Source organism: Maribacter sp. PR1 (genome assembly GCF_028464145.1).
Taxonomy (GTDB): Bacteria; Bacteroidota; Bacteroidia; order Flavobacteriales; family Flavobacteriaceae; genus Maribacter.
Map to the genome: position 1 here is coordinate 168675 of NZ_JAQPCG010000008.1, position 26338 is coordinate 195012.

General features: G+C 39.7%; 20 protein-coding genes and 1 tRNA gene. 11 read left to right on the forward strand and 10 right to left on the reverse strand.

All coding sequences use genetic code 11. The annotated features are described in order from the left end of the window. Position 1: 1 nt before the first annotated feature. The 3 genes from PP182_RS17020 to PP182_RS17030 all read left to right on the forward strand — a co-directional run bounded on the left by PP182_RS17020 (position 2) and on the right by PP182_RS17030 (position 3715). Positions 2-1690 (forward strand): M56 family metallopeptidase, encoded by a 1689-nt coding sequence (locus tag PP182_RS17020; RefSeq protein WP_272652470.1) that lies wholly within the window; start codon positions 2-4, stop codon positions 1688-1690. A 463-nt stretch (positions 1691-2153) separates the two neighbouring features. Further along, on the forward strand, positions 2154-3488 hold the full coding sequence (locus tag PP182_RS17025) for an SPFH domain-containing protein (protein ID WP_272652471.1): 1335 nt from the start codon (positions 2154-2156) through the stop codon (positions 3486-3488). Between the two features lie 74 nt (positions 3489-3562). After that, the gene (locus PP182_RS17030; RefSeq protein ID WP_272652472.1) at positions 3563-3715 is read left to right on the forward strand and encodes an SsrA-binding protein; all 153 of its coding nucleotides are present in this window, start codon (positions 3563-3565) and stop codon (positions 3713-3715) included. Here PP182_RS17030 and PP182_RS17035 read toward each other — a convergent pair. After that, complete coding sequence (locus PP182_RS17035; protein WP_272652473.1) at positions 3712-4224, reverse strand: adenine phosphoribosyltransferase; 513 nt, start codon at positions 4222-4224, stop codon at positions 3712-3714. The genes PP182_RS17030 and PP182_RS17035 overlap by 4 nt on opposite strands. A gap of 81 nt (positions 4225-4305) precedes the next feature. On the opposite strand from PP182_RS17035, the gene PP182_RS17040 reads away from it, so the two are divergent. Beyond that, positions 4306-4379 (forward strand) — tRNA-Arg (locus PP182_RS17040). On the opposite strand, the gene PP182_RS17045 is transcribed toward PP182_RS17040, so the two are convergent. The 9 genes from PP182_RS17045 to PP182_RS17085 all read right to left on the reverse strand — a co-directional run bounded on the left by PP182_RS17045 (position 4345) and on the right by PP182_RS17085 (position 11646). Then, the gene (locus PP182_RS17045; RefSeq protein ID WP_272652474.1) at positions 4345-5949 is read right to left on the reverse strand and encodes a recombinase family protein; all 1605 of its coding nucleotides are present in this window, start codon (positions 5947-5949) and stop codon (positions 4345-4347) included. The genes PP182_RS17040 and PP182_RS17045 overlap by 35 nt on opposite strands. 4 nt (positions 5950-5953) lie before the next feature. Beyond that, positions 5954-6793 (reverse strand): Fic family protein, encoded by an 840-nt coding sequence (locus tag PP182_RS17050; protein WP_272652475.1) that lies wholly within the window; start codon positions 6791-6793, stop codon positions 5954-5956. Positions 6794-6893: 100 nt separating this feature from the next. Then, the gene (locus PP182_RS17055; RefSeq protein WP_272652476.1) at positions 6894-7247 is read right to left on the reverse strand and encodes a type II toxin-antitoxin system HicB family antitoxin; all 354 of its coding nucleotides are present in this window, start codon (positions 7245-7247) and stop codon (positions 6894-6896) included. A 130-nt stretch (positions 7248-7377) separates the two neighbouring features. Then, positions 7378-7566: a hypothetical protein gene (locus PP182_RS17060; protein WP_272652477.1), complete on the reverse strand. Its 189-nt coding sequence runs from the start codon at positions 7564-7566 to the stop codon at positions 7378-7380. A gap of 134 nt (positions 7567-7700) precedes the next feature. After that, positions 7701-7991, reverse strand: a complete 291-nt coding sequence (locus tag PP182_RS17065) for a hypothetical protein (protein ID WP_272652478.1) — start codon at positions 7989-7991, stop codon at positions 7701-7703. Positions 7992-8002: 11 nt separating this feature from the next. Beyond that, on the reverse strand, positions 8003-9055 hold the full coding sequence (locus PP182_RS17070) for a relaxase/mobilization nuclease domain-containing protein (protein ID WP_272652479.1): 1053 nt from the start codon (positions 9053-9055) through the stop codon (positions 8003-8005). Then, the gene (locus PP182_RS17075) at positions 9045-9392 is read right to left on the reverse strand and encodes a plasmid mobilization protein (RefSeq protein ID WP_272652480.1); all 348 of its coding nucleotides are present in this window, start codon (positions 9390-9392) and stop codon (positions 9045-9047) included. The genes PP182_RS17070 and PP182_RS17075 overlap by 11 nt, the downstream gene beginning before the upstream one ends. A 322-nt stretch (positions 9393-9714) precedes the next feature. Further along, positions 9715-10242, reverse strand: a complete 528-nt coding sequence (locus tag PP182_RS17080) for a hypothetical protein (RefSeq protein WP_272652481.1) — start codon at positions 10240-10242, stop codon at positions 9715-9717. Between the two features lie 870 nt (positions 10243-11112). Beyond that, positions 11113-11646 (reverse strand): RNA polymerase sigma-70 factor, encoded by a 534-nt coding sequence (locus PP182_RS17085; RefSeq protein ID WP_272652482.1) that lies wholly within the window; start codon positions 11644-11646, stop codon positions 11113-11115. Positions 11647-11739: 93 nt separating this feature from the next. Here PP182_RS17085 and PP182_RS17090 point away from each other — a divergent pair, with 93 nt between their 5' ends. The 7 genes from PP182_RS17090 (at position 11740) to PP182_RS17120 (ending at position 26214) form a co-directional block, all read left to right on the forward strand. After that, the gene (locus PP182_RS17090) at positions 11740-12906 is read left to right on the forward strand and encodes a FecR family protein (RefSeq protein ID WP_272652483.1); all 1167 of its coding nucleotides are present in this window, start codon (positions 11740-11742) and stop codon (positions 12904-12906) included. A gap of 84 nt (positions 12907-12990) precedes the next feature. Next, a complete protein-coding gene (locus PP182_RS17095; protein WP_272652484.1) occupies positions 12991-16410 on the forward strand; it encodes a TonB-dependent receptor in 3420 nt (1139 codons plus the stop codon). 10 nt (positions 16411-16420) lie between these two features. Continuing rightward, the gene (locus tag PP182_RS17100) at positions 16421-17887 is read left to right on the forward strand and encodes a RagB/SusD family nutrient uptake outer membrane protein (protein WP_272652485.1); all 1467 of its coding nucleotides are present in this window, start codon (positions 16421-16423) and stop codon (positions 17885-17887) included. A gap of 311 nt (positions 17888-18198) precedes the next feature. After that, on the forward strand, positions 18199-20178 hold the full coding sequence (locus PP182_RS17105; protein ID WP_272652486.1) for an alpha-galactosidase: 1980 nt from the start codon (positions 18199-18201) through the stop codon (positions 20176-20178). Between the two features lie 38 nt (positions 20179-20216). Then, entirely contained in the window at positions 20217-21590 is a 1374-nt protein-coding gene (locus PP182_RS17110; protein ID WP_272652487.1) for a sulfatase-like hydrolase/transferase, read from the forward strand. Between the two features lie 290 nt (positions 21591-21880). Continuing rightward, positions 21881-23827, forward strand: coding sequence for a beta-L-arabinofuranosidase domain-containing protein (locus tag PP182_RS17115; protein WP_272652488.1), 1947 nt, complete (start codon positions 21881-21883; stop codon positions 23825-23827). A 122-nt stretch (positions 23828-23949) separates the two neighbouring features. Then, positions 23950-26214, forward strand: a complete 2265-nt coding sequence (locus tag PP182_RS17120; protein WP_272652489.1) for a glycoside hydrolase family 3 N-terminal domain-containing protein — start codon at positions 23950-23952, stop codon at positions 26212-26214. The last annotated feature ends 124 nt before the right edge of the window (positions 26215-26338 follow it).

Below are 26338 nucleotides of genomic sequence, written 5' to 3' on the forward strand. Positions count from 1 at the left end.
AATGGAATCCATTCTTATCTATTTAGTGAAGTCCAGCGCCATTCTAAGTCTCTTTTATATGGCCCATTACCTTTTCTTAAAAAAGGAGACACTTTTTATGTTTAACCGAATATTTCTACTTTCCGGTTTGTTGATTTCAACCATACTCCCCTTGGTCTATATTACCAAAACCATTACCCTTAAAATTTCGACACAAGAAACATCTGCTGGAGAGGTGATAAACACTTTTGAAGCCCATAGTACATTCTTTAGCTGGGCCAGTTTTTTACTTTTAATGTATACCCTTGGTGTAGCCTTATTTGTCTATAGGCTAATCATTGAAGGACGTCAGCTAAGGGGTATCATAAAAAAAGGCCACGCAGAGAATTATAAGGAATACACGTACATTGTAAGTGATAAATCCATTTCTCCATTCTCATTTTTTAAATGGATCGTTTATAATCCCGCACTGCATGCCGATAATGATTTAGAAGCTATTCTTGAACACGAAAAAATACATTCTAACCAAAGACATTCTTTAGACATCATTCTTATGGAATTGTGTTTGGCGCTACAATGGTTTAATCCATTCGCCTGGTTATATAGGAAATCACTTAAGGAAAATTTAGAGTTTTTGGCAGATGCGAATGTATCTCGAACCAATATGGACAAAAAAGAATATCAATACATTTTATTGAAACAGGCCGTTGGCCAACAGAATTTATCAATCGTTAATCCATTTTTTAATTCATTAATCAAAAAACGAATCGTCATGATCAATCAAAATCCATCAAACAAATTAAAAGCGGTTAAAGGCCTATTTATTTTACCCTTCCTAGCACTGTTCCTACTAAGCTTTAATGTGAAGACCAATTATGTTTTTGAAAATGCACAAAATGTATCGTCTCCTGACCATCTCATTGAACTGGTAATCGACAAAACCACAACAGATGAACAGTTGATGAAAATAAAAAACGACCTCAAAAAAGACAATATCGATTTCTCATATACAACGGTGCGCAACAGCGAAGGGGAAATTTCGTCCTTGTCCATAGAGGTTTCCGGAGGTAATAAGTCCACAGGTGAATTCAGTAGTCGCCATAATTCACTATCCGATAACGATACTATTTCCCCCACATATATATCTATAAATACAGAAAGCAACAGTGTTTCTATCGGCAATGGAAAAGGAATTCGGCTTCATAAAAATGACGATGCCAATGTATGGATTCATAAATCTGGAAGCGATGAAGAAAAAAAGGAAATCATTATTAAAAACGTGAATGGGACTAAACATATTGTTATAGATGGTAAGGAAGCCTCGGAAGAAGAATTGGAGGAAATGGATATAGACGTAGATGACAATTCCTTTATTTTAATTGAAAAAGATGAAGATCAAGATTCAGAAAATAACATTGTTATCCGCAATGTTAATCCCAATTCTCAAAAACATATTATAATTCGTTCTGATTCTGATGAAGCGCACGATGTAGAAATAATAGAAAAAGAGGAAAATGGATTTTTCTTTATAGATTCAGACGGCGATAAGGAACCCTTACTATTTATCGACGGTAAAAAAAGTAATCGCAAAGAAGTGAAGAAATTAGACCCAAGCGCCATAAAATCAATTAATGTGATAAAAGGAACGGAAGCCACCAAAAAGTACGGCAAAAAAGCAAAGGATGGTGTTATAGAAATAACGACCAACTAAAATTACTTAATTAAAACCGAATCATTTTTAAGACCGATTTAGTTACTGAGCGCCGGCTCGGTACGGATCGGTTTTTTCTTATTCAATAAAATGAAAGCTTAAAAAAGCATTCTTTTTTTAATTAAACCTCCCTACAAAAATTAAAAAGGTAAGATTTTCACCCTTCAAACGTGATAATATAAAAGCATAATAGGAGAATATTATATCATACTATAACTTATATGTAGATGTTGATTATATTATTATAACATAAATCGTTTTTTTACTTACATACTTGTATTCAATTGTATCGATTTTGTCAAAATTTCTTGGAAATGTTGATACTTCGGTTATATATTATTCGAATAATCGATTATAAAAAACAATTGTATAACCTAAAACTATAGAAATGATCACTGTTATTAAACTCATATTGTATCTCATCATAAGCGTCGTATTGTATAACCTTTAAAACTTGAAAGCCATGTTAACATTTATAGGAATTATAATTATACTAGTAGGATTAGTAAGCTTTTTGGCAAAACTACTTTTTGGTACGAACAAACTAACCAGTTGGACCACTCCAAAGCGGAGTCTTCAAATAATACTTGTAGGAGTTGTTTTGAGCATTGTTACCGGAGCTTTCTTTTATGCAGAACCTGGAACGGCCTACGCCGTTCAATATCCATGGGGCGGTCAAAAGGCCGTATTTAGACAAGGTATTCACACTAAAATGTGGGGCAGATTAATCCCTATTCAGTTTGAGCTCCCCATAAAATATGTTATCCCAAATTCCGATGGGGAATTGGGGGAGCAGAGCGAATATGCGAATGTAGATTATGCAAAGTATTGGGCCTTTAGCGATGCCGTAAAAGCGAGGATAGCTACTTCTGTCGTCATAGGAATATATACGGAGGATGACCATCAATTCTTGTCCGTAGCGGATAGAAATAAAACGGAGCAAAATATGATACGGTCCAGGATAATACCCAATATAGATCAATCCATAAAAAATACCTGTAAACTAATGGACGCACAGGATTATATCTCCGGACAGGCATCGGACTTTGACCGATACTTTAAGGACCAGTTGGAGAATGGCATGTATGTCTTAGAAGAGTATTCTGAAAACCAAAACCGGGAAATCATCGGTGATAGTAGTACAGTACGTACCGTTATGAACAAGGAAAGCAAACAAAAACGTTTCCGAATTCAAATTAAAGATGGTGAACCCGTTAGGGAAAAAGGGAACTCCTTAAAAGCGTACGGACTAACCGTAATCCAAGCGGTTGTTACGGAAATAGACTGGGAAGAAACTTTTGACAATCGTTTACAGTTGCAAAAGGAAGAAGTTGCACAGACGCAATTAGAGAAGCAGCAAGCCGAACGTGAGTTTTATCGGGCCCAAAAGGAAAAAGCCCGTGGCGAAGCGGATAAGGCCGTGGAAAGAGCCCGTTTGGAAAAGGAACAGATTCAAAAAACAATTGCAGCGGAAACCGAAGCGAAGGTTGCCGAGTTCAACTTGACCAAGGAGAAGAAGCAGTATGAAGTGGAGAAGTTCAAGGCGTTGAGCAAAAAAGTAGCTGCGGACGCCGAGTCCTATCAAAATGCCAAATTGGTTTCTGCCGGTCTTACACCACAGGAACGCGCGGAATGGGAATATAAAACTTCCGTCCACGTGGCCCGTGAACTGAAAGACCTAAGCTTGCCCGAAATATTTATTGAGGGAGGAACCAAGCAATCCAATGATGGCAACTTATTGCAATCCCTTATCGGAGCAGATTTAGCCAAAAAGATGATGGACGGAAAAAGGGAATAGTTCGAGTTTACTATTCAATGACTGTGGTATAAGACCACAGTCATTTTTTATGTATGTTTGTTAAAACCATTGTTTTGAAAAGAAAATTCTTCCAATTTTTGGCAAAATTGAACAAGGCGGTACTCCCCTCCTATTCCAAAAAACAATTAGATCTTTCCAAGGCTAGTAAATTACAAATGGCCATTATTGGTTGGCGATATTTTGTTACCACCCATGCTTTAGGCTAATACGTTATCAAGGCCTTGACCTCGTGACTTTTTATTTTTTCCCGCCCCTTTAAAAATGACAGTTCTATCAAAAAGTTACACTGGATAATAAGCCCTCCCAGTTTTTCAATCAATTTGGTGGTGGCCAAGGCCGTTCCGCCAGTTGCCAAAACATCATCGTGTATTAAAATCCTATCTCCTTTGGCAATACCGTCTACATGAATCTCCAAGGTATCCGTACCATACTCTAAATCATAAGACTCGCTAAGTGTTTTATAGGGCAATTTTCCAGGTTTTCGTATAGGAACAAATCCAGCTTCCAATCGGTCTGCCAACATAGGTCCAAAAATAAAGCCCCTACTTTCCATACCCACTACTTTATCTATTCCCCCAACCTCTAAGTCCTTTAAGAGGTTATCAGCAGCGCTATGTAAGGCTCGATAATCCTGTAATAGGGGAGTTATATCCTTAAACAAAATTCCAGGTTTTGGAAAATCCGGCACATCTCTAATGTAGCTTTTAAAATCCATGTATTATAAAGGGTCTTAATTTTGCCGTAAATGTAAAAAGAAATATATTTGCACCCCGCTTCAGGGAAAATCACAGCATATGGCCTCGTGGCGCAACTGAATAGCGCATCTGATTACGGCTCAGAAGGTTACAGGTTTGAATCCTGTCGAGGTCACTAAAGGGGATTTTCTACAAATCGAGTGGAAATTCCCCTTTTCCATTTCCTTCAAATTCCCTGAAAATGAGGAGATTGCGCCAAAAATTTCATTGACCCGAAAAGTTTGAACTAGCTTCTTTTTGAAGTCGTACTCAATCCCGTCAGGGAATACCATATATTGTATGGCCCTTTTAGTTTCCAGATCACCTAACTCCCACAATTTAGGCAAGTTACAGGCATAATCAAGTGCCAGTTTTACGGATTTTTTGAGGTTTGAACTATTGATTCCCCCATTTTCAAGTTTTACCTCCAGCTCCCTTTGTTTTGCTTTAAGTTCCGGCATAAAAAGTTCGTACTGCGACTTTGAAATTTCGTTCAATACAACGAATCTTCTTTCCAATGTATTGATCCGTTCTTCGAGCTGACCGAGTTCTTTTGTCAATCGCTTTTGGTCGCCAAGTGCCTCTTGATTCTTATCGATCAAGGTATCGTGAATTATCTCGGTCAATGGTTCGATATACTTTTTATCGGCTATTTTAAACCTCCCCAAAAAATTTAAAAATTCTACATGGAGCTTTTTGGCACTTCTGTTTTCTTTGCTGCCTTTACGTCTATTTTTGTAATAGTAAAGGCCCTTTTTCTTTACAATAAATCCAGTATAAGGTGTTCCGCAAACCGAGGATTTGACAAACTTTTTTAAGGGTAGGTTTTCATCGTCAAAAGAATATTTCTTGGGTGTGTCACCTGAGTGAAGTAAATTATGTATTTTCAGGAAAACTTTTTTCGAAATAAGGGCCTCGTGTTTTCCCTGGATTACCTCTCCCGGAATTAAACTATTGACAATAAGTCCACAATAAAAAGGATTTCTAAAAAGGTCGGTCAGTTTTTTTGCCTTAATGCTCAGGCCTTTTTCTTCAAGACGTTTTGCGATTTCAACATGGGACATATTGGCGTTCGCCTTCCATAAAAAGGCTTGCTTGAGCAATCTCCCTTCTTCTGTGATTACGAAATTCGGAATCTTCCCTTTTCCCGGGTTTGTATTGGTATATCCAAATGGGTAGGCCCCCGTCCAGTATCCCCTTCGTAACTTTTCCTGCATGCCGGTGATGGACTTATCCCTGCGGATCTGGTTGTCGAAGTGGGAAAACATATGAAAAAGATTTTCCTGGAACGTACCGGCACTTGTGGTCACATCGATTTCCTGAGTAGCAGAAACAACGGCTATTCCCTGTTTTTTTAGCTGCCCGCTGATATAGGCTCCGTTCGCACCCGTTCTTGAAAACCTATCGTAGGAATAGACGATGATGTAGCCAATGTTCTTTCTTCTTTTGACATAGTTCAGCATCTTTTGGAATTCCCTCCGTTCATCGCTCTTAGCCGATTCGTAGGTTCCCCCGAAATACTCTATTACCTCCAGCTCTTTTCTGATCGCATATTCTTGGCAATATTTGAGTTGGGTAGTCAGACTGGCATTGTTATCGAATTGCTCTTTGCTGGAAACACGGGTGTAAATGACGGCCGTATTACTTTTGCCTATGATTCTTCCCTTTTCCTTTTTGGCAAACTGCTCGAATACCTCTAAGTCCATACTACTATCTTTTTGGACCTGTTAAGCCCTTTTTTCTTTTATTCCCGTCCTCAATACCCAAGTTGAAATTCTTCGAAAGGTTTTTTTTTTGACCTATTTCCTTTTGCATCCTTTTGATCGACGTATCATAAAAAAAGTTGACTATCGCCAACATATTGTTGTGCTTCTCGGAAGCTTTGAGCGCATCGATGTATTCTTGCCTATCTTCCTTCAAAATGATTATATGGGGATGTTTGAACTTCTCCAGAATAAAATTGGACAGCAACCGGCCTAACCTTCCATTACCATCCGGGAAGGGATGGCTGTAAATGAACATTTGGTGGAATATGGCACTCAATTCCAAAGGATGCGTTTTTTTATTTTTGATGGCATCGTCAAAACTGGCCAGAAGCCTAGGCATGTTCGCTATGGCCTTTTTGGTGTCACGGAATACGGTATCACCGGCCGCCATTTGGGTCTTGGCATATTCCCCGGGTCTATGGCCTTTATAGGGCAAGGTATTTTTGGTCAATATTCTATGTACCGTTCTAACGAAGGGTTCATTGAAGTCGGAACCCTGGTTTTTCAAAATATGATCGTACGCATTGAAATGATCCATTATTTCGAACGCTTCCAAAAGCGTCTTGTTGACAAGATTAACGGCATATCCCTTTTCCTTAAGTTCCCTGGTGTCGTCCACGCTGAAGCTATTGCCCTCGATACCACAACTATGGGCCGAAAACAGGATTTCATTGTATTTCCTGAAATCACCGGCATCAAAGGCCGATACGATTATTTCATCGTATTTTTCCTTTAGGGAGTCGTATTTTTTCCTAATGGCGACGAACGGATCTTTTCCTTCCATGGGTTATTTGATATTTAAGTCGATTGCTACTTTCTTTTGGGCCTGTCTTTCGGCTTTCCAGAACATTCTTTTGGTCCTGTTCCCATTGTCCGACCCTATTTTACTTTAGGACTTTGTCCTCGTTCTTTACCAGAAAATTAAAGGCCTTGTTGACAAGTTCGTTCAATTTCATTTTTTTTCTTTCGGCCATTATAGAAAGCTCCCTGTGGATTTCACTGGATGTGCGGATATTGAACACTCCCCTGTAGAACCTGTCCGGTTCTTTGCCAAGCTCCTTGCAGGTGTCAAGATAATCGTCGACGGACTCTTCAAAGGCCTCCTTCAGCTCTTTCACGGACCCGCCCTCATAGGTCACCAGATCGCTTATTCCGGTCACCTTTCCGTGCAGCAGGCCGTCCCTTGAACTATACTCCACGGAACCGAAATAACCATTATGTTCCAAATTGTCCGACATCGATTCGATTTTTCCTGATCCTCTTTATTACCTACTGTTTCGGTCGTTCGAGAACTTGACAAAAAGCTTTGTCATTATATCCATTACCAAAGATACTAAAATGCAACTATTATTTAGTTGCTTTATATTTTTATATGGTATGTTCATCTCCACTCCCTTTTTGGACATGGTCACAGACTATGTTGGCGAGTGCTAGAAGTTGTTCTACTATCTTTTCCGCATCTTCTTTCGAACAATCCTCAAAACCTTTATAAGTCTTAAGCCATGTACTATTGAATGTTCTGTTCTTCTGCTTTAGTTCAATGATTGCGTTGGACATTTCCTTTCAATGGCAATAGCTCCTGTGTCCTGAAGGTCACTACCGTATTTGTAAAAGCAGGCTTTAATTTACCTTTTTTATTTTATGAAATCCTTTGCGGAACCTGTATTTTATTCCATACTTATGAATACCAGTTAACAACTCTTGGTATTCTTGGCTGGACGGATTTTTTTCCTGAATATCCTGTTCACACATACGATCTTACCATTGCTTTGCTTAATTTCCAGATTTTGAAAATCATGCTGTTTCAACATATCGATGATACGTTCGCCCGTATGTATCCTTTCCAGTCCTTCGATGACATCGACCTCGCCATTTTTGATGATCAACTTAATGGATAGGAAACTTTTGTTCCGTATCATCTCCAATACTTGGATTTCGGAGAGCGACAATCCTGAAGGTTCTTGTTCGTTACTGTTTTTCATACGTTTTAATTTTAAAGATTCGATCCTTTCCTTTTTTTCTTCTTTCTTTTTGACTTTTTCCTGATATCGTCATCTATGAGTTCCAGCCTGAAAGGAGTCCATTCCGATTCTTCAATTAAAGGCCCGATTACTCCATCTCCTTCAATTTTTCCCAGATGACCTTTTGATTGCCCAGAAGGATTTTCAGGGCCTTTCGCACTTCTGTCAATTCTTGGTTCAGGCCCGATTGACGTTCCATGGTTTCTTTCATCAGTATGATGAGTTCCTCGTTCTTTTTCATTAGCCGATAGTATAACTGGACGGTCTCTTGTTTGCTCATAATCGATGTGTTTTGCTATACTGTTCCATGAAAATTTTTTACCGAGCGTACTGCCCTTATATACAACTCCCTGATATTTGAACGATATGCCCGAGACTCTTCCCGTGGTTTTGCTAATGTTGAATCTTGGCGATATATGTTGCCCCTCCAGTAACGTGATAAATTCCGTTGTATCGGTCGATTCTGAAATCGCCGAACCGATTTTGTCCTGAAGAACAAGTCTGATCGGAACATTGCCCGTTCTCAGGGTCTTCTCTATTTCTTTTTGTGTAAGCGATTTTTTGGTACTCGTGATACCTACGATTTGGGTCAGTCCGTATTTCTTTTCCAAACCGTTGAGTATTTCCCGACTTCTTCTTTTAATATTGCTGTCGTTTACCGTTCTGCCGGAATACCTGACCCTATTGGCTATAATATGGATATGCTCATGTTCGGTATCAGTATGCCGGTACATAATGAACTGGTTGTTATCGAATCCCAAGCCCATTAGGTAGTCACACCCGAACGATGCGAATTCCTTATCATCTAAATAGTCCGAGTGCGGCAGGTTCAGGGAAACATGGAGTACCGCTTTACCAAGGCTTGGACGAAGCTCCCTGATAAGATTGAATTCTCGGGTCATTTCAACGGAGCTGGAAAGCTCGATATTGGAATCTATCACGTACCCGACGCCTTCACGTACCTTTTTTTGATTGTAGGCCAGCACTCCATAAAAATCTTTTCCTATGACTATCTTACCTATCATTGTTTGTGATATTTGATTTGAGATATTGCAAAACCGTTTTTACTTCTTCTATTTGTTTATAGATGCTCAACGGGTCACGGATACCTGAGTTTACAACTTTGGCGATTTGGTTCAGGTTGTTTCCCACTCGGCTCAATTCAACAAAAAGTTTGCGGTCGGACGGACTTACCCTTTTCTTCGGCAGGGACTTTTCCGTAATTCTTCTTCGGATATATTCGGCAATGGACAGTCCGATGGTTACCGCATCGGCAGATACTTTCATATAATCGTTTACGGTCATCCTGACATTGACCTGTATTATTTTCAACGACGATAGTTCCTTTTTTGGCCTTCCCATTTCAATGTATTTGTGAGCATCACAAGGCAACCTACAAACGAAGTGCGTAAGGGTTTTTGTTAGCAAAAACACAACTTGCTTCGCGTCCTCCGATTAACATAGTCCAAACATAGCGGTATTTAGAAAATAGAAATGGGTTTGGCGTACATGGATTGATGTACACCGAATACCGTCAATTTTGAAATAATTTCGTATTGGTATTTTTCAAGGAAACAGCTATTGCCTCAATTTGAAAATATATTTCGAAATAGTATTGTAGATGTGATAGTCCCGAAAGCCAATTTCCTTTTCGATGTCCAGCTGATTTTTCGATACGCCTACCTCAAGAAACGGAGGAATCGGCATTGGTCAAAATATCTAGGTAAATCCTGGCCCTTGGGTCTTCTGAAATGGTCTCAGATTCATTTAGAGCATTATAGGTGAATAGTAATTCACGGTTGGCCAATTCCAAGGCTAGGTTATCATCATATCCATATCCGATAAACTCCTGCTGCCAATTGGAATGTATAATGTAGGCGTTGATGGCAAAATCGATTCGATACTCAATGGAACGTAAATAAGTGTTGAGATACAAATAATCGTCCAACAGGGTCAGACAAAAATGAAGGTCGGGACGGGAATTCCCACAACCTATTTGCCTTTCCCATTGAGCGATTAGCCCAGTATAGGAATTTCGGAATTCGATAACCGTTCTGGTCAATAAAAGGGATTCGTTCACTTTTTGACTCAAAGTTAAGGGGATTTCACTTTCTCGCAAGCAAAAATCAAGGTCGGTTATCAACCGTTTTTTCTTTCCCTTACCACAGAAGCCCAAAGCACCGCTTTGGGCTTTCTTTGATGCATTTGTCAACCAAAAATGTGGTCAAGGAGAAAAACACAGTTCGGGCTTTACAGGACTGGTAAAGTAATCCGAGGGTATTCAATCGTTGCGCGCTTTTCGAATTACTAAAAGCCCTATAGCTTCATATATAGATAGCCATAATCAATGTTATACCGCTACATAACTATCATCATTTCTTCATATAATCATAGCATCATATGACTATATGGGTTGCTAAACAAGGAATAGAAGGTCAAGGGCTTGCCCGTGGCAAGCTCTTGAACATCGACCGAGGAGGTCCGTGATTGCTACCAACCTTGGGAGGGAAAATTTACTTACTTCCGCAGAGGTATAGGCAAAGCATGTTCCAAAAATCAACAGTAAAGTACGAGATTCATATTGATGTTTCATTTGTAAATAATCCTCAATATTTAGGATTTATTCTCTAATGAAATATCATAGAGGTCACTAGGAGGCAACTCCATTTTAAACCAAAACCTTGCAAAATCTATGATTTGCAGGGTTTTGTCGTTTTTGGCCCATCATTTTAATTGATTTGATTTGGTTTCATTCGTCAACAAATCGGTCAACAAAATTTTAATCGTCAACAGTTGTTGACGATTGACCAAAAATTCAAACCATAGTTGATTTGGACTTACTATATTTAACTGGACGGTAAGATAAGAATCTAAAACTTTCATATTAAAAAAAGTGGTGTTGGCGGAAAAAAGGAATATTAGTATTTTTATTCGCTGTAAAAAATCCAATTAACTACTTGCTCCAAATCTTCCTCTTACCAAGAATAGTTTAATTCACATTTATAAATGGAACAAATTAATATATATTGAGCACGCCATTAATTGTAATTATTGGTCATCTACTTCATTACAACTAACTAATTTATAACATAAAGCTAGTGGCATTTGCACGTAGAAACTGGAGCGCTTTTGACATTTGGTTTTCAACGGTTTTTATTGATATCCCCATGTCAATGGCGATTTCTTTGTATTTCTTTTTTTCGAGCTTGTTTTGAATAAATATTTCCTTGCATCGAGGAGGTAACTGGTCGATTAAATGATGTAGTTTTTCCATTCTAAAATCAAATAGATTATCTTCTAAGGTTGCCTCAGAAATGACATCCCATCTGATTTTATCCAAGGTGTCAAATTCAACTTTTTGACTTCTGACATGTTGTAAAAATTGATTGTGACAAGTCTTGAAAAGATAATTCCTAAGGGAAGCACTAATCACTAGACCTTCTCTTTTATTCCATAGGTTTACGAGTGCATCTTGCACGATATCTTCCGATAGGGAGCGGTCTTGACAGAGTTTGAAAACATAATTACAAAGCCAATCATAGTATTCTGTAAATAGATATCGATAGGCATCGGCTTTGCCTTGGCGTAACCACTTGATTAGTCTTTTTTCGTCCATAATGCAAATTATTAAGGGTTAAATCTATGAAAAATAAAAAATAAATAGGGGTTTTTTATAAATAGTGCATCTATAGTGTAAAAGAAGTGGCAAATGTCTAAACACGATTTGTTGATTGAAAAGTTTATTGGCGGTACCCTATCGTCTGATGAAAGGGAGGTTTTGAAAGAATGGCTATTGGCTGATGAGTCCAATATGTCCCATTTTAAAAATCGATTAAAAGAGACAAGTCGAGAAATATCGGTAGATTTTGATGCTGAACAAGCGTATGAAAGGTTTATTTCAAGGATCAAGCCATCAACAAATCGACCTAAAACTTACTTCACCATATTAAAGTATGCTGCAATAATCACTGTCTTAATTTCAATTGGTTTTTTAACTAAGCAGCGTTTTGATGAAGTTCAAATTAATTCATTCAATAAAACTGTAGAAAAGCAAAATCAATCTTCTATCGAAAACGAGATTGTAATCAAATTTTCTGATGGATCAACCCGAAAACTATCAGAAAATGATCAAAACATTACTGCTGATGATGGTGTCGTAGTAGCTAGTAAAAAAGGAAATACTTTATCATTTGAGGTAAGCGCAGAAGAAAGGGATGCCAAAACCAAATTTCATGAGGTTTTCATTCCTAATGGGCAAACTTTTAAATTGAAACTATCAGATGGAACCCTTGTTTGGTTAAATGCCGGTTCAAAACTCCGGTTTCCTAGCCATTTTTCAAAGCGGGAAAAAGAACGGATGGTTTATTTGGAAGGGGAGGCTTTTTTCGAAGTGAGCGAAAATAAAAACCATCCTTTTATAGTAAATACCCAAGAGGTTGATATTAAAGTGCTTGGCACTAAATTTAATGTTTCGTCTTATGACACAGATGAAAACATAGCTACCACCTTGGTAGAAGGCGCTGTTAGTGTGTACGAAACCAGAACCCCTGACAATGAGATTCTGTTATCGCCCAATTTTCAAGCCAACTATCACAAATTCGGAAATAGTTTTGATAAGACCAAAGTGAATACCGATAACTATACCGCATGGATTCAAGGGCGTTTAATTATTGATAACCTCAAGTTTTCAGAAATTTTACAAAGACTAGAAAGAAGATACGCAGTTAAATTTGTGAACAATGTCATCGGTCTAGAAAATGAAATATATAAAGGTGAATTTACAGATGAAAAAATCGAATCTGTTCTCAAGACCATTTCACTGAGTACACCCTTTAAATTTGAAATAAACGAAAATATAATTACAATTTCAGAATAAAAAGAAAAGGAAGTGGCTTCAACACCTCCCTTTCTACTAAATGACCATTAGAACAATTACTAACAATCAAAGACACCCAAAATTATGAAAAAAAATGATGAGGATGACTTCCTCAAAAAGAAGCGTGTAAAAAAACTAAGGCGCAAAATGAAGTACAGTTTAGTTATTGCAACCCTTGTATTGTTTCAGTTGTCTGCCAATACGGCAATGTCACAGAAAAAAATTGTGCTTCATTACAACGACACTCCTTTAAAGCAAATACTAAGTGAAATTCGTTCTCAAACGGGTTACCGTTTTTTTTATAATGTTAAAGAAGTTGATGACAATCAAAGAATATCCATAAATGCTGAAGGGGAGAACATTCGAGAAGTGTTAAAAAGGTTGACCATTATGGTTAATCTAGACTTTAAGATGAATGAGAATCAGGTAGTTTTGACCCCTAAAAAGCAAACTTCCAACACGCCTATATTACAAATGGAAATTACGGGATTGGTAGTCGACACGAACGGAGCACCATTGCCGGGAGCCAACGTAGTAGAAAAAGGTACGACCAACGGCACCCAAACCGATTTTGATGGTAACTTTTCCATTGCGGTTGCCGATGAAAATGCTGTTCTCGAAGTGAGTTATATCGGTTTTGCATCGAAAGAAATACCGTTAAACAATCAATCCAATTTGACTATTACCTTAGAGGAAAGTGCTGCCGGTCTTGATGAGGTTGTTGTTATTGGTTATGGCACATCCTTAAAAAGTGACCTTACAGGAGCGGTAAGTTCGGTAAATATGGACGATATAGAAAAATTGCCGACGGCCTCCATAACGCAAAATCTATCGGGTAGGTCTGCAGGTGTGAATGTGAGTTCCAATTCTGGTGCTCCTGGTGCCGGTGTTACTATTAGAATTAGAGGAACCAATTCTTTACAAGGAAATAACGACCCTCTTTTTGTTGTTGATGGGGTGCCAATTGAGTCTTCCCCGGAACAAAATGGGAATTTTTCATCAGACGCTTTATCAGGAATCAATCCCGAGGATATTGAGTCAATGGAAATATTGAAAGATGCATCTGCGGTGGCCATCTACGGGTCTCGTGGAGCCAATGGTGTTGTGCTCATAACTACAAAATCAGGTAAAGCGGGAAAAGCAAGAATAACCATAAACAATTATTATGGCATACAACGTGAGATGAGGCAATATGACGTTTTAAGTGCAGGAGATTTCGCTAGGTTCAGAAATATTGCCATTACAAATGCAAATGACAGTGAAGATGGATTTGAACTTTATACTCCGGAAGAAATAGGCGCATTTGATGCCGGTACAGCGGGTACGATATGGAGGGACGAGTTGCTTAGAGAGGCTGCAATAAGGGATACGCAGCTTAGTGTCTCTGGAGGAAATGAAAATCTAACTTATTTTTTCTCGTTGGGCAATTTTAAGCAAGAAGGTGTAATAAAGGGGTCTGGTTTTGAACGTTATTCAGCTAAAATTTCGCTTAATGGAGACCTTAAGGATAAATTGCGTTTTGGGACCGATTTAACATTTAGCCAATCTGATTATGAAGGAGACTTTGGTGATAGTAGTTCAAACAGCTATGCCGGAGGTTACATCGACGCATACTCACCTCCCCCAACATTTCCTGTTCGTGACGAAGACGGCAACTATATTGTCGAAAACCCATTCTCGGCCTTTCCATTCCCAAATCCGGTTGAAAATGCTTTAGAGATTACGAGAGATCAGAGAAATTTGAATTTTTTAGGCAATGTTTTCGTAGAGTACGATATTACGGAGTCATTAAAGATCAAGCAGTTATTCGGCGTTAATTATACGTCACGAAATGTAAGGCAGTACGAACCTACCTTTACCCAAAGAAGTAATTTTATCGGCCGAGCTAGGCAAGTTCATGCACTAAATACAAACTTATTAAGTACAACTACCTTAAATTTTGACAAAAAGCTCGGGCAACATAAAATTAATGGTGTTCTAGGATACGAGGTTCAAGACAGGGAAAATCAAAGTTTCAATGGTGATGCAAGGGATTTTGCGAATGATGATACAGGTTACTATAGTTTGGGCTCGGGCACGGAACTTTTTTCTTTAGGGTCCAATTATTCGAATCAGGGCTTGCAGTCCTTTCTAGGAAGATTTAACTATATTTTTGATGGTCGATATTATGTGACCGTAACGGGCAGGTACGATGGCTCATCAAAATTTCAGGGTGACAACCAATACAGTTTTTTCCCATCTGCTGCATTGGCCTGGAGAGTTTCCAATGAAAAATTTCTTAAAGACTCAGGTTTCATAAGCAATTTAAAACTTCGGGCCAGTTATGGTCAAACTGGTAGTCAGGCTATTGATCCTTATCGTACTCTGGCTCTTATACAGGCATCGACCTTCGGTACAGTGAACGGGGTAAATACCACATTATCTTATAGCCCAAGCCGAATACCAAGTTCAAATTTAAAGTGGGAAACTACGGAGCAATATGATGGAGGGTTGGATATTGCGTTTCTGTCAAATAAAATCTCCTTGACGGTAGATTATTTTCATAAAACCACATCTGATTTGTTGTTGGATTTTCCGTTACCTATTACATCTGGTTATACAAGTGTATTGACCAATGCTGGTTCAATTAGGAATAAAGGATTCGAGTTTAGCCTTAATACGGTAAACTTTGATAGCGAAAAATTTTCTTGGGATACCAATTTTAACATTAGCTTCATTGATAATGAAATTCTTGATTTAGGAGGAAGGCCATTTGTCATAAGGGCACCTGAAATAGCAAGGCCATTTGGCACCAATTCATTCAATACGGGTATAACCAGTGTTGGCCGTCCTCTAGGAGATTTTTATGTGCTGGAAAGCGATGGGATAATTCAAAACCAAGAGGAGTTGGATGCTGCTGCGCAATATGGGACTATTGGTATCGGAACAAAAAGGTTCGTCGATCAGGATGACAATGGGGTAATTGATGCAGATGACCGCATCGTCGGTGGAAATGCACAACCAGATTTTAGTGGTGGCCTACTCAACAATTTAAAAATCAAGGATTTTGACTTAAGCTTTTTTTGGGAGTTCTCTTACGGGGGAGAGGTATTGAACGTAACGCGGTATTATCTAGAAAGACCTACCGCAGGAACGAACGTGACCCAGTCATATTACGATAATTTTTTTGGGAGTGATAATCCAAACGCTTCAGGTACCTACTTAATTCCAAATACCGGTGGGGGTCAATTATCTATAGATGATAGCTATGTAGAGGATGGATCGTATGCAAGGTTAAAAAACTTGACCTTGGGATACTCATTTCCAAGGGATTTGGTTCAAAAACTCAATCTGTCAAGATTTAGAATCTATGCCAATGCCAACAATCTATGGACAATTACGGATTATACTGGATTGGATCCCAATATTAACGTTTTTTCAGGAAACGAATATGGAGTGGGAATAGATTACAGTGCGTATCCTACTGCCACAACATTTACTCTGGGGGTTAATTTAGAATTTTAAAAAAAAAGTCATGAGAAATAATAAATATTCGTTTAAGAAAAGGCATTTAATACTACCGTTAATTCTCTTGTTGTCGCTTTCATGTGAGGATATTTTGGAAGAAGACCCAAAAGGATTACTAAGTTCAAGTAATTTTTGGAATGGGGAGGTCAATGCCATTGGCGCTGTTAATTCTGTGTATACCAGAACTATGGAAATGCCCCCTGCGGTGTTTGGGTGGAATTTCTGGTTCGAAAGTTCAGGTCACGACTTTGGGTGTAACAACAATCACGTGTCCGGTATGGCAAATGGTACCTGGTCTTCTGGCGAGGTGAGGGTTTACAACATGTGGAGAGCATGTTACGAACCTATAAGCTTGGCAAATTTTGTTCTATCGAATATAAACTCGGCAACCAACATAGATCCTGACCTGCAATCAAGAATTGAGGGGGAAGCTAGTTTTTTGCGTGCCATGCACTATTTTAATTTGGTCAGAATTTTTGGTGATGTTCCACTAATTTTAAAAGAAACCGAAGGAGATGATAATTTTTTGGTCAGCAGGACGCCGATTTCCGAAGTTTATGATGCCATAATTACCGATCTTAACGTTGCGATAAATCAGCTGCCTTTAAAAAGTGAATATGCTGCGGACGATGCGGGTAGGGCCTCAAAAGGGGCGGCCCAAGCACTACTTGCAAAAGTATATCTGACATTGGGAGACTTTGAAAAAACAGTCAACTTGACCACTGCGGTTATGGAATCAAATGAATATTATCTTGAGCCCAATTTCAAGGATATATTCAAAGCTGAGAATGACAACGGCCCTGAATGGTTATTTTCTTATGCCGTAAACGGTGAGGCTAATCAAAGCACGCATCAAGTTGCACAATTTGGATTCCCCAACAACCTAGGTAAATTTGGTTTTAGAAGGGCTTTTGGAAATATATGGTTAAAAGATCCTCTTTTGGCCCTGTACGACCAAGAGAACGATACGCGATTTATTGATATGGTGTGGAACGAGTACACAGACCCGGGCACAGGAGAAACTGTAGAATTTACCAAAGGTACCGGATATTATAGTAGAAAATACGATGATGTAGAATTTTCGAAGGATATGGCTTTCACAAGAATTAATTATCCTGTATTAAGGTATTCGGACGTGCTTTTAATGTATGCAGAAGCTTTAAATGAGGTTTCGCCTTTAAATAATGACGCTCTGGTAAAGTTAAATATGGTTAGAAATAGGGCTAATCTTGGAGATATCACACTGGCAATGGTCGCTTCGCCAGAAGACCTTACGAACATGATCTTAGATGAGAGAAGATTGGAGTTTGTAAACGAAAACCACCGTATTTTCGATTTGAAGAGAAGAGGACTATTTCTGGAAGTTGCCCAACAACAAGCATACGCTAATTTTACAGAAGAAGACATTCTTTACCCAATACCTCAGGCAGAAATAGATGCAAACCCCAATCTTGTTCAAAATCCTGGATACTGATTAATAATAGAAATGAGAGTTCCATATTGCGAATAAGATTTAGCAAAAGAAAGTTAGTTGAGTTAGTTGAGTTAGTTGAGTATCGAAACAAACATTGCAGATTCTAGATTTTTTAGGATTTGCGATGTTTCGTTACTCACAACACACTATTCCCTTTTTGAATCTTAATAGATGAATGCCCTTAAATTATAGGAATATCTTTCACTTTATATAATGTTTAAATGCATCGGCAATCCTTAATTAAATTAGCTATTATACCCTTTTTACTTTTGTTATTTAACAAAGTAAGGGCTTTAAATCAAAATCTTCCCGTGATTGATATTCGACTGGAAGATGCCCGTGTACTAACGAACGGTAATAAGCTGGTGGTATCCACAGCATATTTCAAAAGGGTTTGGCAATATACGGATCATGGTTTCATGACAGTTGCCATTACCAATCCGGAGAACAAAAAGGAGTGGATCACTCAAGACCACCCGTTTAAGACAGATTGGAGCCTTCCGGGCTTGATTGATAGCACTGTCGGCTGTAAATTAAATGGGCTTACCGCTGAAATTGGCAACGATGACGAGTACACTTCGGAACATATAGAAGTTGTGGCCGAAATGGCATATGATACCGGTGTTCTGTTGAGGTACATTATTTGGGTCTACCCGAATGCTCCCGGTATCCGTACGCAGATCCAGGTCAAGGCCATACAAGGATTGAATTTGGATCGGGCCATCGACAAAGAACCCAGATCGGATTTTTTGCCTGTAGATTGGAACGGCATCAACCGAGAAATTGCCGGGTATTATAACCAGACCCAAGAACGGAATACCGCCAATCTTAAAATTATAAAAGAAGAAACGTACACCGCTACGGTTTTGAGTACCGAGGATTATGATTGGGCCAGTGTACTTACGGTCAAGGATGATAAAGGTGGTTTAGTACTCATAAAAGAATCACATAAATGCGTTAACCAACCAGGTATCGATACCGGTAGCTTCATCGTTGACAGCGACGGTGTGAGTATTACGGGATGGGGATTAAAGGCAACGGATCTAAAGAACGAGTGGCGTTCCGCTTGGGCCAATTGGTGTATCCTTTATAGCGGCGATGACCTAAATCGTGATACGAACATCAAAATATTCGACCGATTGCGTTACCCCGTTGATAAAAATCTCGATGTTTACATATTGGCGAATACATGGGGCAGTAACAATCGCATGGCAGCGGCATCTGAAACCAATGTTTTAAAGGAAATCGAATCTCAGGCAGAACTTGGATTGGATGTGCAGCAAATCGATGATGGTTGGCAAAACCCCGATGGCATACCCGCAATGTCGACCATAAGCTGGCGGCCAGATGCATCGAAATATCCCGAGGGATGGATCAATGTCAAAGCCGCGGCCAAAGAACACAATATAAAACTGGGGCTTTGGTTTTCGTTGGGAAGCCTCAATCCGGTTTTCGCTAGGAAATATGGACAAAACTGGGCCGCTGATCTAGAAGATCTAAAGACGGCGTTCGACAATGGAGGGTTTTCTTATTACAAGTTCGATATGGTTAATCTGCACAACTATGATGAACTAGAGGCATTGATGAAGCTTACTCGCGAATTTGTGAACTATACCGATAGAATGGTCAGGGTCAATTGGGATGTAACGGAGAATGAGCCTAGGATAGGTTACTTTTTTGGTCGTGAATATGGCAATATCTTTTTGGCCAACCGCACGGTTAAGTCCAACACTACGGGCTATATACCCTATCTGATGTTGCGCGATGCCTGGCAGGTCTCAAAATATCTGAATCTTAACAAGTTTCAGATCTCGATACAGAATATCGATATGACCGATAAACAAAAAGGCAACGCCCATCTTTATAACCACAAGTATGCCGTGGCCATCGCTTTAATGGGTAGTCCGCTGTTTTTTCAGGAAACACAGTATATCTCCCAGCAAGCAAGATCCGATATCAAACAACTACTATCCATCTATAAAAAGAATAGGGAAAGAATGTATGAAGGGATCGTTTACCCTATCGGTGACGAACCCAATGATAGGAGTTGGACAGGCTTTCAAAACCATCATCAATCGGATACGGGATATTTGACGGTCTTTAGAGAATTGAACAACAAGGAGAATATGAAAAAACTTGCGTTGAATTTTTGCGCAAATAAAAAAATAAAATTTAAAAATCTAATGACCGGGGCCATGTGGACCGAAACGTGCGACAGCAAAGGACAGGTAGCGTTGAACATCGAAAATTCCGCCGATTTTTTATTCCTTTCCTATTCCCTTGTTAAGTAGCACTTCGAGTATGGGAAAAACTAGCCAAGAATAAAATTATGAAAGTAAGAACTCTATACCTTTTTGCAGTCATCTGTTTGCAATCGAGCCTTACCAACCTTGCCTTGGCGCAAGAAAGGCCCAATGTTGTTCTCATATTTTTGGATGATTCGGGATGGGCCGATTTTGAGCCTAACAACAAGAGCGTTCACTATACGCCAAATATGGGCGAGCTTGCGAAAGAAGGCGGTACATATCATAACTTTTATGTACCACAGGCCGTTTGTTCGGCTTCTAGGGCCGCCTTGCTGACTGGGTCATATCCTGGAAGGACCAAAATTTTTGGAGCCTTAAAACCAAAGGACAAGGGACTGGAAAGAACCTTTGCCACCATGGGTGAGATCTATAGGGAAAATGGATATAGAACAGCACTATTTGGGAAATGGCACTTAGGCGATTCGGATGGTACAAGACCATGGGATCGGGGTTTTGACGAGACAGCAGGTATTTTGTATTCCCATGACATGTGGAAACATCACCCTGATGACCCGGAAACATGGGGTAAATATCCATTGCAATTTTGGGAGAACGGCAAGGTGATCATCGAGGATATGGAGGAAGTGGATCAACAAAACCTTACAAACCGATTTACGGAGTATGCGCTACAGTTCATTGAAAAGAACAAGAACGATCCGTTTTTGTTGTACCTGCCCTTTAACATGCCGCATGTGCCTCTTTTTATCGGTAAGGAATTTGAAGGTAAGTCAGGCGTTGGGAAATACGGTGATGTAATCATGGAATTGGATCATTCCATAGGTCGGATCAATAAGGCATTAAAGGGTTTTGGGATCGACAATAATACGATTTTTATAGTCACTTCCGACAATGGCCCATGGCTGTCTTATGGCAACCATGCAGGAAAAACACCTTTTAGGGAGGGGAAAACCACATCGTTCGATGGCGGCATCAAATCGAGTCTGATAGTGAAGTATCCGCCACTTATCCAACCTGATTCTTTTTCGAACGATACCTTTTTCTCCATCGATCTTTTGCCGACCCTTTGTGAGCTGTCGGGAATAACTTTAAACGATAAAGATTTGGATGGCAAGAGTATGGTAAACCTGTTAAAAGGGGAAACCGATTTTAAGAATCCCCATGAATACTATGCCATCAGTAATTTGAACAATCTCGAGGCTATTATTGATGGAGACGGCCGATGGAAACTTCATATTACCCATCCGTATAAAAGTGTATTGCAACAAGGTAATGATGGTGGATCGGGTAAGTACAAGCAACAAACTTTGGAAATGTCGCTATTTGATCTGCAAAATGATCCTTTTGAACGTCACAATGTACGGGAAATGTATCCCGAGATAACCAAGAAATTATGGTCGTATTACAAGGCCCACTTTGAAAAATATTATGCGGACTGAAATATTACGATGCATCGTTTTTTTGGTCCGGTACCGGTCGAACAAAAATGTAGTTACAATAAAATACCAGTGTATTAATAATGTATTTGATTAATAGCTATAACGTATAAACTATAGATGAATGATGAAAAGGTTATCCGACAGTATGCAAAAAAACACCGTTCGATTTCTTTTTGAGGTCGAATGTTCAACCTCGTTATATGGATCAACAACCAATTCATAACTAATTCAAAGAGGAAAATGCAGGCTAACGTAATAAAAATTAAAAATAAACTTAAACACCCATTCAAATGAACATTAAAAAACAAGTATACATTTATTCAATTCTTTCCCTCATTGTAATCGCGGGTTGTAAGAACGATACGACCCCAAAGGTCGAAACCAAGGAAAATTCATTGATAAAGATCGAAGACAAATTAAATTTCGCCGAACTTGAAAATGTGGATCTGAAGGGTTGTGTGGGGCAGGAAATCAACAAAATCATAGATAAGCGGATTGCTTCGGACTTTGCCGCCAACGAAATTGCGACAGAGGCAACCAAAGCCTTTGAAATACGCATGGATGATAAATTCCATGAAGGTAGAGGGCTTTGGCAAGGAGAATTTTGGGGCAAGTGGACCTTGTCCGCCATTGCGGCATATCGCTACACGGGCGATCAAAACATCAAAAACACCATCGAAAGAGAAACCAAACGTTTGATTGCCTCACAGGATGTAAATGGATATATAGGGAGTTATGAAAACTCGGCCTTTGTAGAGGGCGATGTATGGAATGTATGGAACCGGAAATATGCCCTTTGGGGTCTTGTGGAAAGTTACGAGTTGTTAAAAAATCCCGAGATATTAAAGGCGGCAAAGGGTATGATGGACCAACTGATGGGAGAGGTCGGCCCAAATTCGGTCCCGATGGTGGACACCGGAAATTTCTATGGCCTGCCAAGTAGTTCTATCCTTACACCTTTGGTGAAATTGTATTTGGACACGGGGGAAAAAAGATATCTGGATTATGCCGAATACATTGTACAAAATTGGCATTCCGTACCGGACACCCCGCCGTCAATCGTAGAAAAAGGACTTACGGGCATACCGGTCCACGAGTGGTTTCCGGAGAAAGGAAAATGGACCAAGGCCTATGAGTTCATATCCTGTGTAGAAGGTCTTTTGGATCTGTATCAAGTCGTCGGCAACCCCGATTATCTCACCGCGGCAAAGAATATTTATACTGCCATTCAAGAGAACGAACGGGTAATTACCGGAGGCATAGGTTATCACGACAAATTGGTCGGGGCATCGCACAAACCTTCAGGGCTGAATGAACCTTGCGATGTGGTCTATTGGGAGCGTCTGTCGGCCAAATTGCTGGCCTTGACAGGCGATCAATCCTATGCTGATGAAATAGAAAGACTTACGTACAATGTATTGCTTGCATCGGCCAATATGACCGGTGATTGGGGCGTTCGTAGGCTGGGCCTCAATGAGCCCCATCTCATCTCGCCGCTCCATGCTTTTACCAATTATCACCAATGCTGTGTGGCAAATGTGCCAAGGGGGCTCTTGCAACTGGGGCAAGTGGCGGTTATGTCCGACAAAACAAATGATGACATTTATATCAATCTCTACGACGAAGGAACCTATAAAATAAAGCTATCCGATGGCAAGATGGTGACCTTGAAAATGGAGACCGATTATCCTAAAAATGGAGAGGTATCCATTAAGTTGATAACCGATGAGCCTTTTGAGGGAGGCTTGGTGTTTCGCCAACCGGAATGGTGCCAGAAATTTCAAATGGGGATCAATGGTGAGGATGAGCTAGCTGTCGACATTAATGGCAACAGCCAAATTGTTGATCGACTTTGGAAAAATGGCGATGAGATAAAGGTCGCCATGGAGGTATTTGGCAGGATAATCGAAATTCCTGATGAGAACAATTTCAAAGCGATCATGTGGGGGCCCGTAGTGCTCGCCCGTAGCAGTATTTTAGAAGGTTTTGAATCTTTGGATAACCCTATGGCCATCAATAATGATATAAAACTTTCCCAATTGCCAGATGATAAAAAAAATAGTAAGGTATGGCTAGAGTTTAAGTTGGATGCTGACGATGGAAAATCTTATCTGCTTTGTGATTATGCCTCTACTGGAAAGGAATACGAGAAACCAACAGATCCGACCGCTTGGCAAGAAATGATCAAGAATAGGGTAAATACCGATCAACGGGTTTGGCTAAAAACTGTTGAATAGTGACCTAAATGATAAGAAATATAATTGAGACAACGTAAAACAAAACTTTAGCAATTCAATCAAGGGTTCCTTGTCTCCCATTAGATTTGGCGTTGCTAATCTTACTTATTTGTATGTATAAAATGAAAAAACGTGTATGCCTTGTTTTTTTGGTACTTTCAGTAGCGCTAAGGCCCATAATTGCCCAATCATATCTTGATTCCAACATATCGACAGAACAACGTGTGAACGATTTATTGGGTAGAATGACACTGAAAGAAAAGGTTGGGCAAATGACACAATACGTGGGGTTGAAGCACATGCAGGGTCTAAGCGGGGTAAATCAACTCGACGATATTGAAAATCATCATCCTGATCGTGATTTTTATCCGGGCCTTGACATATCCTCCATAAAAACAAAAATTAGAAATGGGGAAATTGGCTCCCTTCTTCTGGTAAAAGGTCTTGACGAAGCCAATTATGTACAGCAATTGGCAACCGAATCCCGATTAAAGATACCGTTATTGATCGGTGAAGACGCCATTCATGGTCATGCCATGTATGTAGGTGCGACCGTTTTTCCGACTCCTTTGGCCATGGCGAGCAGCTTTGATACGGCCTTGGTGAAAAAAGTGGCACGAGCGACCGCTAAGGAAATGAGGCTCACGGGGTATCATTGGACATTTTCACCCAATGTAGATGTGGCCAGGGATGCCCGCTGGGGAAGAACGGGAGAAACTTTTGGCGAGGATCCTTTTTTAGTTGGAGAGATGGGTATGGCAATGGTAGCGGGCTACCAACAGAATCTTAAGGAAAATGGTGTGCTCTCCTGTCTTAAACACTTCGTGGCAGGTAGTCAACCTTTAAACGGCCTTAATTTTGCACCGATGGATGTGTCGCGCAGGACTTTAGAGGAAGTTTGGTTCCCACCATTCGAAAAATCCATTAAGGCCGGGGCAAAAACCGTAATGGCGGCCCATCAAGATCTTAACGGCGTTCCCTGTCATTTAAATGACTATTTGCTAACTGATATTCTTCGTGATCGCTGGGGCTTCGATGGTTTTGTGGTCAGTGATTGGAACGACGTTTTTAGGCTGCAGACCTTGCACAGGGTTGCAGAGGACAAGGAGGCTGCCGCAGCATTATCGGTCAATGCCGGACTGGATATGAACATGCACGGACCCGGTTTTTTTGAATCGGTCATCAAGAATGTAAAAAATGGGACTATAGAATTAAATCGGATCGATAAAGCGGTAAAGGAAATCCTGAGGATGAAATTTGAATTGGGACTGTTCGAAAAGGTTTTGGTCGATGACGACAATGAAAAAAAATTATTGGATTCTTCTTCCAAGGAGCTTGCCCTGGAGGCAGCCCTAAAATCAATGGTCCTTCTAGAGAACAAAAACAACGTGTTGCCCCTTGATACCAAAAAATACAAGAATATTTTTATAAGCGGCCCGAACGCCAACGATCAAACGTTGTTGGGCGATTGGGCCGTGAATCAACCCGATATTAATGTTGTTACCATTTTAGAAGGCGTTCAAAATGCCTTCGATGAATCGAACATTACCTACTATGAATGTGGCAATCATAAAAATATTTCAGATCAAGATCTGCAGGTGGTAAAACAAAAAGCATTGGAAGCGGATTTATCGATTATTGCGGTTGGTGATAATTCACTTAGAAGTGATATGAATAATAGGACCAATGGTGAAAACTCGGATAGAGCCGACATAAGGTTGTTTGGCCGACAGCTCGAACTCATCAAGGCCGCCCATGCTTCAGGAAAACCGGTCATTGTTGTATTGGTTATTGGCAAACCGACGGCGATACCCTGGATCAAGAATAACATAGATGGGGTATTGGTGGCATGGGAGCCTGGCCAATATGGTGGCACGGCCGTTGCTGACATTCTTTTGGGAAACTATAACCCATCAGGAAAACTTCCCGTTTCTTTTCCTCAAAGTTCAGGACAATTGCCCACCTATTATAACCATCGTCCTTCCGCCAATTTTAGAAGGTACAACGATGAGTCTACCGGGGCTCTGTACGATTTTGGCTATGGCTTGAATTATTCCAAAGTGGTCTTTGAAAATTTATCTGTCGAAGATAAAATAATGAAAGATCAACCGATACGAATAAATGTAAATGTGCGCAATGGGGGTCCGCTGCCAGTTGAACAGAGTGTACTCCTGTTTTTCAGGGATAATTATTCGTCTGTGACCACTCCCGTAAAATCACTTTTGGCGTTCCAAAAAATTATGCTCGATGTCGGTGAGACCAAAGAAGTTTCTTTTGAGATTCCCTTTGGGTCTTTGGCTTTATTGAATAAAGATATGGTAAGGACTGTTGAAAAAGGTGAATTTACATTTATGATCGAAGACCTTAAAACCAGTGCAAAATACTAACTATTTAACAGATCAAGAATGTTGGTAATGGCATAAGAATAAAGTTGTTGGTATGGATGATCAATCAACTATTTTTAAAGGGAGGATAGTCTAAAATAGATGGCACAAATTAAAAAGTATAGAC